13 protein-coding genes are annotated in these 15,898 nt (G+C 40.0%); 2 read left to right on the top strand and 11 right to left on the bottom strand.

Annotated features, from left to right (window positions below; all coding sequences use genetic code 11):
- Window positions 1-109: 109 nt before the first annotated feature.
- From cobA to htpG, 11 genes are all read right to left on the bottom strand, one after another.
- Window positions 110-883: a uroporphyrinogen-III C-methyltransferase gene (gene cobA, locus BM073_RS05140; protein WP_091651392.1), complete on the bottom strand. Its 774-nt coding sequence runs from the start codon at window positions 881-883 to the stop codon at window positions 110-112.
- Window positions 880-2,979, bottom strand: coding sequence for a ferredoxin-like domain-containing protein (locus tag BM073_RS05145; protein WP_091651394.1), 2,100 nt, complete (start codon window positions 2,977-2,979; stop codon window positions 880-882). Before BM073_RS05145 ends, cobA begins: the two co-directional genes overlap by 4 nt.
- 212 nt (window positions 2,980-3,191) lie before the next feature.
- Window positions 3,192-4,451, bottom strand: a complete 1,260-nt coding sequence (locus tag BM073_RS05150) for a sulfate adenylyltransferase subunit CysN (RefSeq protein WP_091651397.1) — start codon at window positions 4,449-4,451, stop codon at window positions 3,192-3,194.
- A 218-nt stretch (window positions 4,452-4,669) separates the two neighbouring features.
- Window positions 4,670-5,566: a sulfate adenylyltransferase subunit CysD gene (gene cysD / locus BM073_RS05155; protein ID WP_091651399.1), complete on the bottom strand. Its 897-nt coding sequence runs from the start codon at window positions 5,564-5,566 to the stop codon at window positions 4,670-4,672.
- A 168-nt stretch (window positions 5,567-5,734) separates the two neighbouring features.
- Window positions 5,735-6,439, bottom strand: coding sequence for a phosphoadenylyl-sulfate reductase (locus BM073_RS05160; protein ID WP_091651402.1), 705 nt, complete (start codon window positions 6,437-6,439; stop codon window positions 5,735-5,737).
- Window positions 6,408-6,686: a DUF2061 domain-containing protein gene (locus tag BM073_RS05165; RefSeq protein WP_091651405.1), complete on the bottom strand. Its 279-nt coding sequence runs from the start codon at window positions 6,684-6,686 to the stop codon at window positions 6,408-6,410. Before BM073_RS05165 ends, BM073_RS05160 begins: the two co-directional genes overlap by 32 nt.
- Before the next feature lie 78 nt (window positions 6,687-6,764).
- Window positions 6,765-7,178, bottom strand: coding sequence for an RrF2 family transcriptional regulator (locus BM073_RS05170; protein ID WP_091651408.1), 414 nt, complete (start codon window positions 7,176-7,178; stop codon window positions 6,765-6,767).
- Between the two features lie 384 nt (window positions 7,179-7,562).
- The gene (locus BM073_RS05175) at window positions 7,563-7,868 is read right to left on the bottom strand and encodes a DUF1573 domain-containing protein (protein ID WP_175557850.1); all 306 of its coding nucleotides are present in this window, start codon (window positions 7,866-7,868) and stop codon (window positions 7,563-7,565) included.
- A gap of 61 nt (window positions 7,869-7,929) precedes the next feature.
- Entirely contained in the window at window positions 7,930-9,144 is a 1,215-nt protein-coding gene (locus BM073_RS05180; protein WP_091651413.1) for a hypothetical protein, read from the bottom strand.
- Complete coding sequence (locus BM073_RS05185; RefSeq protein WP_245756371.1) at window positions 9,141-10,289, bottom strand: hypothetical protein; 1,149 nt, start codon at window positions 10,287-10,289, stop codon at window positions 9,141-9,143. The genes BM073_RS05180 and BM073_RS05185 overlap by 4 nt, the downstream gene beginning before the upstream one ends.
- A 672-nt stretch (window positions 10,290-10,961) precedes the next feature.
- Complete coding sequence (gene htpG, locus BM073_RS05190; RefSeq protein WP_091651415.1) at window positions 10,962-12,848, bottom strand: molecular chaperone HtpG; 1,887 nt, start codon at window positions 12,846-12,848, stop codon at window positions 10,962-10,964.
- Between the two features lie 1,061 nt (window positions 12,849-13,909).
- On the opposite strand from htpG, the gene BM073_RS05200 reads away from it, so the two are divergent.
- Window positions 13,910-14,971, top strand: a complete 1,062-nt coding sequence (locus BM073_RS05200; RefSeq protein ID WP_091651421.1) for a DUF3500 domain-containing protein — start codon at window positions 13,910-13,912, stop codon at window positions 14,969-14,971.
- 114 nt (window positions 14,972-15,085) lie between these two features.
- A complete protein-coding gene (locus BM073_RS05205) occupies window positions 15,086-15,898 on the top strand; it encodes a peptidylprolyl isomerase (RefSeq protein WP_091651423.1) in 813 nt (270 codons plus the stop codon).

Below are 15,898 nucleotides of genomic sequence, written 5' to 3' on the forward strand. Positions count from 1 at the left end.
AATAAGTCCCACTTCTTCGGCCAAATATTTTCCAGTCATTCTACTTCTGAAGCGGCAGCATTGTAGACCTCAATTCAGCTGCCTACTGTGACTGAAATCTGCCTACTTTTTACTGCCTACTTAAAGAAACAGCTTCCCTATACACCTCCGCTAAGCGTAAGCTTTCCCTCACAACTTCTCCTATAATGATGATCGCTGGCGATTCCACCTGATTTTCTATTGCTTTTTGTGCGATATCATGGACAAAGCCCGCCGTGATTTTCTCTTCTCGGGTAGTCCCACTTTGGATGATGGCTACTGGGAGATTTTCCCTTCCAGCATTCCGATAGGTTTGAACGATTTCATTCAGTTTCTTGGTACCCATCAAAACCACAACAGTTGCAGTGCTCTGGGCCGCCAAGGCTAAATCTTTGGATAACTCACCGGCAGTCGTCGTGCCGGTAACTACCCAAAAACTCTCAGAAACTCCTCTTTTGGTAACCGGAATCCCTGCAGCAGCAGGAACTGCTACAGCAGAAGTTATCCCAGGAACCACCACAGTGGGAATCCCAAAATTCTCTATATACTCAATCTCCTCACCGCCTCTTCCAAAGACAAAAGGATCTCCTCCTTTCAAGCGAACCACATGACCGTGTTTTTTCGCCAAGCTCACACAAAGCTGATTGGTGTCTTCCTGAGGTTTGGAATGCCTGCCTACGCGTTTGCCAACAAAGATTTTGATGGCAGACTTGGGAGCATGTTTTAATAATACAGGATCAATCAAAGCATCATACAATACCACATCTGCAGTGTTTAAAGCTAAAATGCCTTTCAAAGTGATTAGCTCCGGATCACCCGGACCCGCGCCAACCAAACTTACCTTGGGATGAATTTGCTCTCTCATGCGTTCACCTCCTCCTCTCTATAACTCTTCAATGCCTGATAGATTTCCAAGGCCTGCTTAGCGTAAGCTTTCGCAAATTCCGGAGTTGGCTCATGCTGATTGATTTCGTAGACTTTCTCAGCGAAAGAGGAGTCTAAGGTTACTTTTCCGCTACTGACAAAATGCTCATCAAAGAGGAAAATAATATTTGCATAGCTATTGGTACTGATATCTTCGCTGAGCAAAATAGCTTTGGCAGCATTGATCAAACCTGCATAGTGATGATAAATGCTATCAGACCATCTGCCATTTTCCAACGCTTCTTGTCCCAAATCCAATTTCTCTTTGGCTTCCAAAAGCAAGGTTGCCACCAAGTCAATCACTACTCCAGCACATTCACCCACGCCTACTGCTACCTCGTAATTTTCATTTCTGCCCCAGTCTACCCGATCTTCTTCGGTCACTTTTGCAGGGTCTGCCAACTCTTTCAGCAATTCATAGAAATACATTTGTCCCTGCTGATCATAATAGCTGAGGAAATCCAGATCTTCACCATTCGCCTCAAAATCATCCAATAACAATCTCAAAGCCTGAGGTCCTCGCTTACTTGGGATTTTGGTTACTTTATCTGCAAAACGACCATTTCCATCACCCAAATTTCCACCACCAAGCAATACTTGCAAGGCAGGAATCACCGTCTTACCAACACGCATAGACATGCCCTGAAAACCGATATGAGCCATATTATGCTGCCCGCAGGCATTCATACAGCCTGAAATTTTTATTACTAAATCCTGATTTTTGAGGTATTGCGGATACTCGTTGAAAATGACTTTTTCCAACTCTGTAGCAATTCCGGTAGAGCTCGCGATCCCCAAATTGCAGGTATCAGTACCCGGGCAGGCAGTTATATCACCCAAGGAGTTATAGCCTCTTTCTGACAAACCGATTTTCTTCAGTTCCTGATAGAAAAAAGGCACCAAATCCTCCCGAACATCACGTATCAAGAAGTTTTGACGAAGCGTAAATCGAAGCTCGTTATTGGCATATTTTTCAATCAAATCCGCCAAAGCCCTTGCCTGAGAAATGTAAAAATCTCCCAGCGGAACACGCACCCCGATCGCTACATAGCCTTCTTGTTTCTGAGGCAAGACATTTGTCAATTTCCAAAGCTCATAATCCAAGCCCAGCTCGGATTTCAGTTCAGGCTTTTCAGGATTAGGTAGGCTTTGGGCACCCTCATAGCTTGCCGCATCAATGGGATAGCTGGCAAATGGAAGAGCTTTCTTTTCTTGCTCGACCAATTCCAAAAAAGCTTCCAGGCCTAAATCCTTAACCAAAAACTTCATCCTGGCTTTATTCCTTCTTGCCCGCTCTCCATGCCGGTCAAAAATCCTCAAAACTGCTTCGATATAGGGAATCAGCTGATCGGTTTCCAGAAAATCATAGACTAGGTCCGCATGTCTGGGTTGGGAACCTAAGCCTCCACCGAGTAGCACCTTAAAGCCTCTCACCTGCTTACCATTGATTTCTTTGATTTTGGGAATAAAGCCCAAATCATGCAGATAAGACAAGCCGGTGTCTTCCTCTGAAGAAGAAAAGGCCATCTTGAATTTTCGGCCCATTTCCTGGCAAATCGGATTTCTCAGGAAATACCGAAAAGTTGCATCTGCATATGGAGTAACATCAAAAGGCTCTTTGGGATCAATTCCTGCCAATTCGGATGCTGTCACATTCCTTACCGTGTTGCCACAGGCTTCTCGTAAAGTCACATCATCTTTTTCGAGTTCGGCCCAAAGTTGAGGTGTGCGATCCAAACTCACATAATGAATCTGAATATCCTGACGGGTAGTGATATGCAATCTCCCCGTGGAATATTCTTCCGAAACTTTGGAGATTCTTCTTAGCTGAGGGGCAGTTACTCTTCCATAAGGCAACTTGATCCGGATCATTTGCACTCCGGGCTGCCGCTGACCATAAACGCCTCGAGCTAGTCTCAGGCTACGGAATTTCTCCTCGTCGATTTTACCTTCTTTGAAAAGCGCAATTTTTCGCTCTAATTCAAGAATGTCGCGCTCTACGATGGGATTTTCCAGTTCGGTTCGAAAACTTTGCATAGCGTAATAGTTTTATATCCCTATCGGGATTATAGGTTAATAGGTTTGAAAGAAAGCCAAGGTTTATGGCTTGGCTTATTTATTCATTATTCGTTATTCGATATTTAGTGTTCGACATTCGAAATTCTTAAAATATCGAACATCGAATGATGAATATCGAACCTGTCTGCTGAAGGCAGGTAGCGAAGTCTCTCGACTCTCGCTTCTCATCTCTAATCAATGAATCCTACCGAAACCGTATCAAAACTTCCTTCATCGATTAGGATAAAAGCTCCGTTCGATTTATTGTTTTGATAGGAGTCGTAATGAATTGGTTTGCTCAGACGAAAATGGACCTTTCCAATATCATTCAGTCTAAGCTGTGTGGTATCCTCTTCACCAGAGAAATCCGCATGAACCTTGGCTTCGATGCGATCTACTTTAGCCAAAACCCGATTGACTCCATGCTGAAGGATATATTTTTGTCCAACTTGGAGCACTTTTGAGTTTACCTGACAAAGTGTGGCAGCAAGGATTTTCTCACTTTTAGGTTCCTCGCCAACTTTCACAATCATATCTCCCCTACTGCAATCTACCTCATCTTCCAAGGTAATGACCACTGAGGCTCCGGGAGCTGCTGCATTCACTTCTTTTTCAAAGAAATGAATGCTCTTGATAGTAGACTCGTTCCCTGAGGGAAGGACTGCTACTCGGTCCCCAACCTGAAGTTCATTGCCATAGAGTTTACCTGAAAATCCGCGAAAATCATGGTAGGCTTCTGTTTTTGGACGGATTACGTATTGAACAGGGAATCTGGCCACAGCACTTTCCTGCAAATCTTGAGGCTCCAAAACCTCCAGATGATCCAGTAAGGTATTTCCAACATACCAAGGCATTGCTTCTGACTGTCTGGCTATATTTTCACCTTTCAAGGCTGAAACGGGGATGAAAGTAATCTGCTCTTCTGAGAAAGAACTCTTAGCCACCAACTCATCAAAATCGGCTTTGATTTTTAGAAAAACATCTTCCTCATAATTCACTAAATCCATTTTATTGATCGCCACTACCACATGCGACATGCGAAGCAGATTGGCTATAAAGAAATGCCTGTAGGTTTGCTCGATCACACCTTTTCTCGCATCAATTAAAATGATTGCTACCTGGGAAGTAGAAGCCCCTGTCACCATGTTTCGGGTGTATTCCACATGCCCGGGAGTGTCGGCTACGATAAAATTGGTTTTGGCGGTATTGAAATAAATATGCGCCACATCAATCGTAATCCCTTGCTCGCGCTCGGCAACCAAACCGTCCGTTGCCAGGGAAAAATCCAAATAATCGTACCCTCTTTGTTTGGAGCTTCTTTCAATAGCCTCAATCTTATCTGTAGTCAGGGAGTTGGTATCATAAAGCAAACGCCCAATCAAGGTGCTTTTGCCATCATCCACCGATCCTGCAGTTGCGATTTTGATTAATTTTCTTCCTTGGATGTCCATATTATTTTTTGATATACAGTTGAAATAGATTGAAATAAGCCTTACTGCGTTCGGCGAAATACTTGCCATCGGTTCAAGCCAAGTATTTCTTCCCACTTGCGGGAATTATTTCTATCCTATTTCTACCGTGTTCCTTTTTTTGTTCTGTTTATTGCTTCTCATTCAAAGAGCCCCGAGTCAAAAAGATACTTGGTACTTCATACTTGGTACTTAGTACATTAGAAGTAACCCACCTTCTTCCTCGTTTCCATCGCTGCTTCTGAGCGTTTGTCGTCTATGCGGGCTCCACGCTCTGAGAGTGTAGATTCCCGAATTTCTAAAACGACATCTTCCAATGTTTTGGCTTCGGAAAGTACTGCCGCGGTACAGGTCATATCTCCAACGGTACGGAATCGAACCCATTTTTCCACCACCTCTTCATGCGCTTCCCGAAAGACGTGTTCATTGGCAGTCCAAATCAATCCATCTCGGAAAAAGACCTCCCGCTTGTGTGCGAAGTAAATGCTTGGAATCGCAATATTTTCTGATTTGATATACTCCCACACATCCAATTCAGTCCAATTAGAAATCGGGAAAACCCGTACGTTTTGTCCTACATGGATTTTACCGTTTAGCATATCGAATAATTCTGGCCGCTGATTTTTTTCGTCCCATTGGCCGAAGTCATCCCGAACGGAGAATACCCGCTCTTTGGCTCTGGCTTTTTCTTCATCTCTTCTTGCTCCACCGATACAGGCATCAAACTTGAACTCCTCGATCGCATCCAAAAGGGTGGTAGTCTGCAAGGAGTTTCGGCTGGCATAGCGCCCTTTTTCTTCACGAACTTTTCCTTGATCGATGGAGTCTTGCACCTTTCTGACAATCAGTTTCAAGCCCAACTCCGCCACGAGTTGATCCCTGAACTCTATGGTCTCTGGAAAATTATGCCCTGTATCCACATGCAATAGCGGAAAAGGGATTTTAGCTGGAAAAAATGCCTTTTGAGCCAATCTGACCAAGGTTATCGAATCTTTTCCTCCGGAAAAAAGCAAAACAGGGCGCTCAAATTGCGCCGCCACTTCTCGAAGGATATGGATGGATTCTGCTTCTTTGGGGTTAGGTATGAATAGGTCCATAGGAATTACGATTTATGAATTTTGATTTACGAGCTTCTTTGAAGCATCAAAACCTAGTTTCTAGTGATTACTATTTTAAATGGATTGATTTTTCAAGTTTTAAAATATCGAATGTCCAATGATGAATATCGAATAATGAAGTCTCTGCGAACTGCAAACTGACCACTGCTATCTGGAATGCAACCCACACTCCTTTTTGGAGTCTTCCCACCACCAGCGTCCGGCACGGGGATTTTCTCCTGGAAGAATAGCCCGTGTGCAGGGAGCGCAACCTATGCTGATAAAGCCTTTATCATGAAGTGGATTATAAGGGATTTTATGTTCCTCGATGTAGGAAATCATCTGTTCAAAAGTCCAATCCAATAAAGGATTGAATTTCAGTATCTGATTGGCTTCATCCCATTCGATCCGCTTCATGTCGCTTCTATTGGCGCTTTGCTCAGCACGAAGTCCTGTTACCCAGACTTCATTCCCTGCCAAAGCTCTTTTCAAAGGTTCTACTTTGCGGACAAAACAACAGGATTTACGATGCTCAACAGATTCATAAAATCCGTTGATCCCTTGCTCTGCTACTAGATTTTCTACCGATTCCCGTTCTGGATAGTAGACTTTAATTCGCGTTTGGTACTTGCTTTCTGTACGTGCCAACAACTCCAAAGTCTCCGGGAATAACCTTCCTGTATCCAAAGAAAAGATTTGAATAGGTAGATTTTGGGAAGCAATCAATTGAGTAATGACTTGATCTTCCTGACCCAATGAAGTAGAGAATACCACCTTTCCGGGAAAGAGGTCAGCAATCAAAGCCAAGGCTTCCTTAGCCGTCAATAGATCTAATCTGCGCTCAAGATCTTGCATATTCTTTTTCAGGCTCATGCTCTTTTGTTTTTGTTGCAGACTCCCATACTCGCTCGTGCAGGTAGTACAATAGGATTTTAGAAACTACTTCTACCGAACCGATAGAAAGCGCCATGGTCAATTGACCCGTCACAATAAAGGAGATAACAATGGTATCAATAGTCCCCACGATTCGCCATGAAATGGACTTCATGAGACTCTTCAGATTACTGTCTGTCCCTTTTTTGGACTCAAACCATTTTTTTATGTGCTGATCTAAAATCATATAGGTTTCAACGGGAGTGAAAAACAAAAGTATATAAAGCCTACATAATTTATAGGGTTTATAGTAAAAAAATTTTTGTTAAGTTTTTAAAATATCTGCTAATGTCTTGTTTTCCAGTATTTTAAGAGTCTCATCTCGAACTTGAATCATTACCTTATTGATGCCACAAGTTGCTTCATCTTTGCATTCGTCGCAGGGTTCGTAGTAATTCAAACTCACACAGGGAAGCATGGCTATAGGTCCGTCGAGGAGTCGAATTACTTTGGAAAGTGGAATATCTTTTGGCTCTTTGATCAAATAATAACCTCCCCCTTTTCCTTTTTTACTTCCCAGCATGCCGGCTTTTTTGAGTTCGAGCAGGATATTCTCCAGGAACTTATGGGAGATCCCATGCTCTTCCGCGATATCGTGGATCAGCACTGTTTTTTCTTCCCGGTGCTTGCCGAGGTAGGTGAGGGCATGAAGGGCGTACTTGGTCTTTTTGGAAAGCATAAACAAAAATAATCCAATTCTTGGAATAGCCTAGTACGGGAGTGGGGAATAAGTTGACCAATTCGGGCATTCCAGAGTAGAATTATACCAGAAATCCCCGTCGAGTTGACGGGGATTGGGTAATAAAACCCTCCAAGGGTTAGCCATTTATGAAGAGAGTCTAACCTATTGTTACGTTCCTTGATTTGTATAATCCCTTGGAGGGTTTGGGATATTGAATTTTTGTAAAAATAAACCCTCCGAGGGATTTGAAACTCTCGGAGGGCGGAGGCAAAGGATTAAATCATCTCCACCCATTTTCTAATATACTCCAGCTAAGCTCTAAAAATTAGGTAGAAATTTAAATTTTAAATGATTCAATGAAATGTATTTAGGTATTCTTTTTTAATCCTTTACCCTGATAGAAACTTTTAAGTACTTCTGTTTGGAATCTGTTTTTAAAACTGCGTAAACCTCACCCAAACTTTTTATTTGGTCCCATTCTACAGTTAAAGTAAGTAATTCAGATTTTCCATTATAGATTACGGAAGATGAAAGATTAAAATCAGTACATGAACAATGAGGACTTACCGAAAGAATACGGATAGCCTCTTTACCTGTATTCTCAATTTCAAAATTCACTTCAATTTCTCCATACTCATTTCGATCTTCTTGAGTTACAAATTGAATCTTTGGTTTAATTATTAACATTGATGATTCAAAAGTTGGAATCATCAATAAAGTTAAAGTCAGAAATAGAATTAGAAGTGAATTACCAAGAAAGTTCATAATCTCTAAATATTTTTAATACTGCACGAATAAAATTAGAATTTTGATGTAAGAACTTTTTGGAAGAAGGATCATTCCCCTCGTATAAATCCGATTGTGAATAGTTTTTAGTTAATAAATTAAATCCCTGAAATCCCCCTGGAATAAAACTTTTTAATTCTGACTCTGCTATTTGTTGAAAAAGTGCATTATCATAATTATAATCTGGTGATGCAGTATAGGAATAGAAGGCACTCATTAATCGCTCCCTTTCATTTCTATTTTCAAATTTCTCAGGCAAATTGATTTCTTCAGGGAAATCAGGAATTATCCCTGAAATATTGACCAAGTACTCGTCCTTTACACTGAAATTTAAAGCAGAAAAAAAGTTAACCTTCGCATCTTGAATAAAATCTAACTGTCCTCCAATTTGGTAAACTTTGCCAGTTGGAGCTTGAAATTCACGAACATTAAAAATTATTTTTTGAGGACTCCCATTTGGATTTAGAAAGACTTCAATCCCATGAGGGAGCAAAATAAAACACTCCTCATTGGAGTTTTTTGAATTATTTCTTTCCCAATCTTTATCCTTGGATTTCAAAACGTCAAAAAGTAAATCCTGGGTAAAAGTAGATATCACGGCCATTCTAGGTTTATAGGGAGAAAGGTCTTCTCCTTTAAAGAAAAACCTAGAATATTGAGGCAAGAAACCCAAATTTCCACCTTCAAATCGATTTCTTTTTATTGACCGATCTTGTAGTCCCCCAAGTGTAATCACACCCAAGCTTTCCCAGACGAAAAAATCTGATTTTTCTACGATATAAGCTCTGGTTACTTTAAAGCCATCAGCCATCGTTGTCAGATAAGCTTTCAATCCATAAATCAATTCTTGATCGGAAAGTCCAATGATAGTTGCTTCCTCTAAATCCAAAACTTCCTCTTCAAGTAAAATTCTATTTTCACCTATCTTCAAATCATTCAAACAAAAATCATATGGCTTATATCCCAAATATCGAATGAGAAATCCGCAATTATTACCATCCTTCAACCCTTCTAAAGATATCCGACCATCACTCCCTCCTATCAAAATCTTATTTTCATTTTCTTGTTTTACTGTAAAATAGGGAAGATAATTACCTTGTTTATCCAATACTAATAATGTCTGCCCTAACAGTTGCCCACTTACTAACATAGAAATAATCAAAAAGATAAATCTCATTTTATGTCTAGTCTGAATTTATAAATACCCATTCGATCGTTTAATTCATCTACGATCCCATCTGCATAAAAATGGTCATCGATTTTTCCAATCACCCGGAATCTTTCTGGGGCTTTAACATCTCCAATAAGCTTATTTTCTTGATAAATTTGTACCCGAGAAAATCCTTTCCCAATGCCTTCAGGAAAATAGGTTCTAAAAGTTAGCTTACTAGACTCGTCAAAGTAAACAAATTGGTAGAATCCCGCTTTTTCCAAATCCAACTTATAGTTATCTAAAGCTTCATCTATTGTACTTGTTTTTGGATAGTTAGTTTTCAGATTCTTGCCTTCCACACCAAACTTATATTTTAAATTTCCATCCAACCCATATACATGGATCAGCGGGTCTATAGCAAAAGACACCAAAATTTCATTTTCTCGCTCTGTGAAATATGAAAAATCAAAATTTGGAATAAAGCGATGATTCAAATATTCTCCAGATCTTTTTCCAAACCCTTCAACTACTTTTCTTTTGGAAAGATTATACCTGCCAAATATTGCTACTTCTTCGTAATACTGCTCGGAAGTATACCCGTTTAATGTCGGGTGACTCATTGTGATAGGAAAAAAGACCTCTTTATCATCATTGGTCATCAAAAATGTAGAATTATTTCCTCTAGACTTCCAATCTATTTCATAGAGACCAAGCATAGAACCCTTAGGATTATTAACCATATCATGATAAGATTCGGAATAATCCCACTCAATAGGATAAGATGTATTTTTTTGAAAGTTTTTATCAAAGACTACAAGTTCAAAATTGTCTAAGACAACATGATTCCCTTTTAATCCATAAGGAATAAATCCGTGAATGTTGTTTTGCTCATCAGGCCCATCACCTTTCCCTAAAAATGTACCTTCATATAGCCCATCCCCATTATAGGCTATCACACTACTAAAAACTTGATCGACAAAGAATAACTGACTGCTTCCAATAGAAAAGAATCCTACACCAGAAAAGTATTCCTTATCCAAAAGAATAGAATCAAGATCAATTTGATTAATTTTTAAATCCAGTTCTTGGAAAATTGGAATTTCTTTTTGAATCCTTGTTTGGCATGAACAAAGAAAAATCCCAAAAACAATTATTACTAGTTTTTTCATACTAAAAAAAGGAAAGAAAGGTTAGAAAAATCCTAGCCTTTTGATTAATTAAATTAACTCGGACAATTTGAAGAGGATGCTGAACAATCCCCTTGTCCGCACCTTGCTCTAAACGAAATTAAATTTCCACCATAACATCCATCCGCTTTACACCTACAAAGATTCTCTTCGGGTGTTTCTGGCCAAGGATTATCAATTTCAAATGTTTGAGCACTAATTGGAAAGTACCCCATGAGTCCTAAGCAAAGTGCGATTAATGATATCTTAAGCTTTTTCATTTTTTGAATAGTTTAAGTAAACAAATTGATTAAAAAGCCTTTAGCGCTAAAAACTTAAAATAAACTTACCCCCCACCTATCTACAAAGTCAAGTTATGGACTAATTATTTTTTAACAAGACTTGTTAATTAATTGATTATCAGCTATAAAAAACTTAGTTCTAGAAATATTTACATTCATAACTTCCTGAAATACAATTTGTTAACAACCAACTGATTTTTAAGGTATGAAATGCTATAAATGGGATTTGAATAAAAAATCCCCGTCAAGTTGACGGGGTTAGGGCTAACCTTTGAGTCCCGATTTCTATCGGGATTGAAACCCCGATGGTTTGAATATTTAGATAAGTAAAGAAGACCTTCGAGGTCTTGAAGACCTCAAAGGTCATCAAAGGTTAAATCAACTCCACACTTCTTTTCACGAATGCGGTGAGGTCCTTACCGGTTAGAAGTCCCTGAGACAGTTTCGCAAGGTCAAAGGCCTGCTTGGCCAGTTGCAATTGGGCTTCTTCTCCTTCAGCTTTCAAGATTTTATCGACCACTGGGTGATTGCCATTAACGGCTACTTTATAGCTATCTGGCATTTGCCCATAGAAACTCATCGGTCCTCCACCCGTCTGCGCCATGTCCTTCATTCTTCTCATCCACTCTTCCATCGTAATGGTCACTGGCATTTCTTCAGGACTCAAGCCTTCAATCTCCACTGTGTAGGATTTATTATCGATGGCTTTTTCGAAGAGCTCCTTCACTTGCTTGCTTTGATCTTCGGTAAGCAAATTCGCATAGCTATCTTCCTTCTGGATCAGTTTTTCCACGACATCCGCATCGACACGCTTGAGTTGAGTTTTCTCCAGCTTGGTCTCAATATGCTGGATAAAGTGACTATCAATCGGAGAATCCAAAACCAACACATCGTAGTCTTTCTTATTGGCAGAGGCAATAAAGCTGTCTTGCTTATCTACATCTGTTGCATATAAAAAGATAGTCTGCTCATTTTTATCTTTCTGTGTAGCTTTCACCTTTTCGGTGTATTCATCCAGCGTGTAATACTCATTTTTGGTGTTTTTGAGCAGGGTAAATTCTTTGCCTTTTTCATAGAATTTATCCTCGGAGATCATGCCATACTTCACAAAAAGCCCGATGTCATTCCACTTGGCTTCATATGCCTTTCTGTCCTTTTTATACAGCTCAGAAAGCTTGTCCGCTACTTTTTTCGTGATGTAATTGTTGATTTTCTTCACATTTCCATCAGCCTGTAGGAAGCTTCGGGATACGTTGAGCGGAATATCCGGAGAGTCGATTACTCCATGCAAAAGCATCAAAAATTCAGGGACAATATCCTTCACCTCATCGGTGATAAAGACTTGGCGACTGAACAATTTGATTTTATTGCGCTGCAACTCGAATTCGTTTTTCACCTTCGGGAAATACAAGACACCCGTTAGATTGAATGGGTAATCCACATTCAGGTGAATCCAAAAGAGGGGATCTTCGCTCATAGGGTAAAGCTCCTTGTAGAAGGCCAGATAATCCTCGTCTTTGAGATCACTTGGGGATTTGGTCCAAATCGGGGAAGTGGTGTTAATGATATTGTCCACTTCAACGGATTTCCATTTCTTTTCTCCTTTGTCATCGACTCCATCTTCTACGGATTCGGTTTTGGTGCCAAACTTAATTGGAACAGGCAGGAACTTGCAATATTTGTCCAAGATGCCTTGAAGCTTCCACTTGTCTAGGAATTCTTCTGAATCTTCATTGATATGAAGAACTACTTCTGTTCCGCGGTCTTTCCGCTTTCCCTTTTTGATTTCAAATTCAGTGCTGCCATCACAAGTCCAGATCGCCGGTTCAGCTCCTTCCTGATAGGAAAGCGTATGAATTTCAACTTTTTTGGCCACCATAAAGGCAGAGTAGAAACCCAAACCAAACTTACCGATGATCTCATTGGCATCTTTGGCATCTTTGAATTTCTCCACAAATTCGGTAGCGCCGGAGAAAGCAATCTGGTTGATGTACTTTTTGATCTCCTCAGCTGTCATCCCCAGGCCTTTGTCAGCGATGGTAATGGTTTTCTTTTTCTCATCAAAGGAAACCTCCACGGTGATGTCACCCAATTCTCCTTTGTACTGACCTAATGTCGCAAGGCGCTTGATTTTCTGAGTAGCATCTACCGCATTGGATACGAGTTCACGAAGAAAAATCTCGTGATCGGAATACAAAAACTTCTTGATGATCGGGAAAATATTCTCGGTATGTATCGAGATGGTACCTTTTTCCTGCATGGGTATAAATCAGTTTAGTGAATACAATAATTGACATCAATGGATTATCAATGCCTGTTCCAAACCCAAAAAAGTGACAAGATGACAGATTTGAAAGTGAGAAGGTAGAAGTGAGAAGGATGAAGGGAATTGGGGTTTGTGAGTTACCCCCCCCCGAAAGCTTTCGGAGTAAGATTGAGGACAATGAGAGACGAGAAGCGAGAGAGGAGAAGCGAGAATTCAAAATAACGACACATATACTCAATTGCACATCCCAGAAATATCGAACATCGAATGATGAATATCGAATAGCGAAGTTCTACTTCGACCTAAGAACAGAGATAAATTTCAGATTTACGACGATGAGAGGCAAGAGACGAGAAGCGAGAAGCGAGAGACGAGAGACGAGAATTCAAAATAACGACATTCATATACTCAATTGCACATCCCAGAAAATATCGAACATCGAATGATGAATATCGAAGTTCTACTTCGAACTAAGAACAGAGATAAATTTCAGATTTACGGCAATGAGAGACGAGAAGAGAGAAGCGAGAGGCGAGAGAGGACAATTAAAAATAACGATACTCAATTACACATCCCAGAAAATATCGAACATCGAATGATGAATAGCGAATAGCGAAGTTCTACTTCGACCTAAGAACAGAGATAAATTTCAGATTTACGACGATGAGAGAAGCGAGAGAGGACAATTCAAAATAGCACTTAAACTCAGTTACCCAATTACTCCTTTCAAAATTCAAAAAAACTCAATAATCAAATAACTAGAGTAAATACTAAATGAAAAAAACTTTATACGGTCCGTGCCTTTCAAATCCATTTTTTATTATTCAAACAGCAGTTTTAATAGAACATTTATTAGATATTTTGAATTTTTTCAAGTAAATTACCTAAGGGTCAAAAATTTACCTCCACAGGTTTTTATGATTGACCTCTTTTCATCAGCTGAGCCCAACTAATAATTAGCTGAATTGGTATATTGACATCGGTTCTGAGACCTCCCATTCTCAGTTAGTTTTTTAGAGTCCTCAGTTATCTGACTCTTTCAAAAAATAATTTCTATGAAATACTGCTTCTTTTTCTTGGTGCTTTTGGTTGCTCCCAATCTTTACGGCCAGTCTAGTTCATCTATTCAAACTAAGACCAATGAATTTTTAAATACTTTAGAAAGCAAACAAAGGCAGCAAATCAGCATAGCTTTTACCGACAGTGCAAGAATTAACTGGACAAATCTTCCTCTAGGATTGGCTCCAAGAAATGGATTGGCCTTCGGCGAGCTTTCGGACAAGAGCAAAATTGCCTTTCATCGGATTTTGAGTGAAATACTCAGTTCCCAAGGATATCTCAAAACTTTCGCAATCATGCAAGTAGATGATATACTACATGAACTTTTTGAAATAAAATACCAGGAGGGGGCTATTAATGAAAACTCTATAAAAATGATACGGGGTCTCAACTGGGATTATGGCAACTATTTTATTGCGATTTCGGGCAATCCGCAAACGGACCTTGTCTGGGGCTTAAAATTTGAAGGGCATCATATTTCCCTGAACTTAACTGTATCAGGAGATAATTTTTCAATGACTCCTTTATTCCTCGGTTCGGATCCTGCTCTAGTAGAAAACACCCAATATGCAGGGCTTAGACCCTTGAGCAAGGAAGAAGATTATGGTTTTTGGCTGGTGAATACACTCAATGATGAGCAAAAAGCCAAAGCAACACTAGCCATGGAGGTTCCCGGTGATATCATCACCAGCCCTGGAAGGCCGCAGTGGCTAGAAGAATATCAGGGAATCAAAGGTTCCGAAATGTCAGAAGCCCAGCAACAGATATTGCACTACTTGATAGAAGAATATATAGCCAATCTAGAATATGAAAAATCCGAGGAATACCTGCAAAAACTGCATAGTGCAGGTATGGACCAAATATATTTTGCCTGGATCGGAAGTTATGAGCCGATGAAACCGCATTATTACATTATCCATAGTCCGGATTTTCTGATAGAATATGATAATGTTGGATTCCTGGATAATGCCAACCATATCCACACCATTTGGAGGGAAAAAGGCAATGATTTCGGTGAAGATATTTTGAAAAAACACCGAATGGCTCATCATCATTAAACCTAGTCCTTACTCACTGAATTGTTATGAAATGCCCATGAGAAAAAAATATCACACAGAGGAATGATTATCCTGGGCATTCCATCTGATCTCTAAAAAACAAATAATAAACAGATGAAAAAAGGAGCATTTTTAATTCTTGTATTTTCATTGACAGTGTTTGCTGCCAAGGCTCAACTCAGGCCACAGGTTGAAATCCAAACTAGCCATGGATCAATCATTATCGAACTCCATCACGAAACCCCATTGCATCGTGATAATTTTTTGAAATTGGTTCAAGAAAATGTTTATGACAGCCTCTTGTTTCACCGGGTGATTGAGAACTTCATGGTTCAGGCCGGAGATATCAAAAGCAAAGAAGCTGTTATAGGAGACCCATTAGGAAGCGCAGATTTGCCTTACCAAATTCCGGCAGAAATCCACCCTGAACTCTTTCATCAAAAAGGAGCGCTGGGAGCTGCCAGAACCAATAATCCTGCGAGGGCTTCTAGCAGTACACAGTTTTATTTGGTTCAGGGAAAAGTCCAAAATGACAGTCTCTTAACACATAATGAAGGAAGAATCAATTCCTTTTTACAAAGACACTTTGCTGTCAATAATCCCAATAACAAAAGCTTGCTCGACTCTATTGAACTGGCCAGAGAGTCCAAGGATAGTTTACTGCAAGCTGAATTGGCAAGTCGATGGGAAAGCAGAATAAAAACTCAAGATTTTGATTCATACACAATTCCAGAGCATCATAGGAAAATTTACCAAGAGATAGGAGGAACGCCTCATTTGGACCAAAACTATACGGTATTTGGGCAAACCATATCCGGCATGGAAGTAATAGATGCAATCGCTGCTGTCGCAACTGACTCCCGGGATCGACCAAAAGAAAATGTATATATCCTCAAGATGACTTGGTTAAACCCGCCTAATCCTTAG

This window comes from Algoriphagus ornithinivorans (assembly GCF_900115305.1).
Classification (GTDB): Bacteria; Bacteroidota; Bacteroidia; order Cytophagales; family Cyclobacteriaceae; genus Algoriphagus; species Algoriphagus ornithinivorans.

What these genes read in the sequence shown, in the direction of transcription:
- cobA (WP_091651392.1), bottom strand. Translation starts at nt 883, where the DNA reads ATGAGAGAGCAAATTCATCCCAAGGTAAGTTTGGTTGGCGCGGGTCCG.
- BM073_RS05145 (WP_091651394.1), bottom strand. Translation starts at nt 2,979, where the DNA reads ATGCAAAGTTTTCGAACCGAACTGGAAAATCCCATCGTAGAGCGCGAC.
- BM073_RS05150 (WP_091651397.1), bottom strand. Translation starts at nt 4,451, where the DNA reads ATGGACATCCAAGGAAGAAAATTAATCAAAATCGCAACTGCAGGATCG.
- cysD (WP_091651399.1), bottom strand. Translation starts at nt 5,566, where the DNA reads ATGGACCTATTCATACCTAACCCCAAAGAAGCAGAATCCATCCATATC.
- BM073_RS05160 (WP_091651402.1), bottom strand. Translation starts at nt 6,439, where the DNA reads ATGAGCCTGAAAAAGAATATGCAAGATCTTGAGCGCAGATTAGATCTA.
- BM073_RS05165 (WP_091651405.1), bottom strand. Translation starts at nt 6,686, where the DNA reads ATGATTTTAGATCAGCACATAAAAAAATGGTTTGAGTCCAAAAAAGGG.
- BM073_RS05170 (WP_091651408.1), bottom strand. Translation starts at nt 7,178, where the DNA reads ATGCTTTCCAAAAAGACCAAGTACGCCCTTCATGCCCTCACCTACCTC.
- BM073_RS05175 (WP_175557850.1), bottom strand. Translation starts at nt 7,868, where the DNA reads ATGTTAATAATTAAACCAAAGATTCAATTTGTAACTCAAGAAGATCGA.
- BM073_RS05180 (WP_091651413.1), bottom strand. Translation starts at nt 9,144, where the DNA reads ATGAGATTTATCTTTTTGATTATTTCTATGTTAGTAAGTGGGCAACTG.
- BM073_RS05185 (WP_245756371.1), bottom strand. Translation starts at nt 10,289, where the DNA reads ATGAAAAAACTAGTAATAATTGTTTTTGGGATTTTTCTTTGTTCATGC.
- htpG (WP_091651415.1), bottom strand. Translation starts at nt 12,848, where the DNA reads ATGCAGGAAAAAGGTACCATCTCGATACATACCGAGAATATTTTCCCG.
- BM073_RS05200 (WP_091651421.1), top strand. Translation starts at nt 13,910, where the DNA reads ATGAAATACTGCTTCTTTTTCTTGGTGCTTTTGGTTGCTCCCAATCTT.
- BM073_RS05205 (WP_091651423.1), top strand. Translation starts at nt 15,086, where the DNA reads ATGAAAAAAGGAGCATTTTTAATTCTTGTATTTTCATTGACAGTGTTT.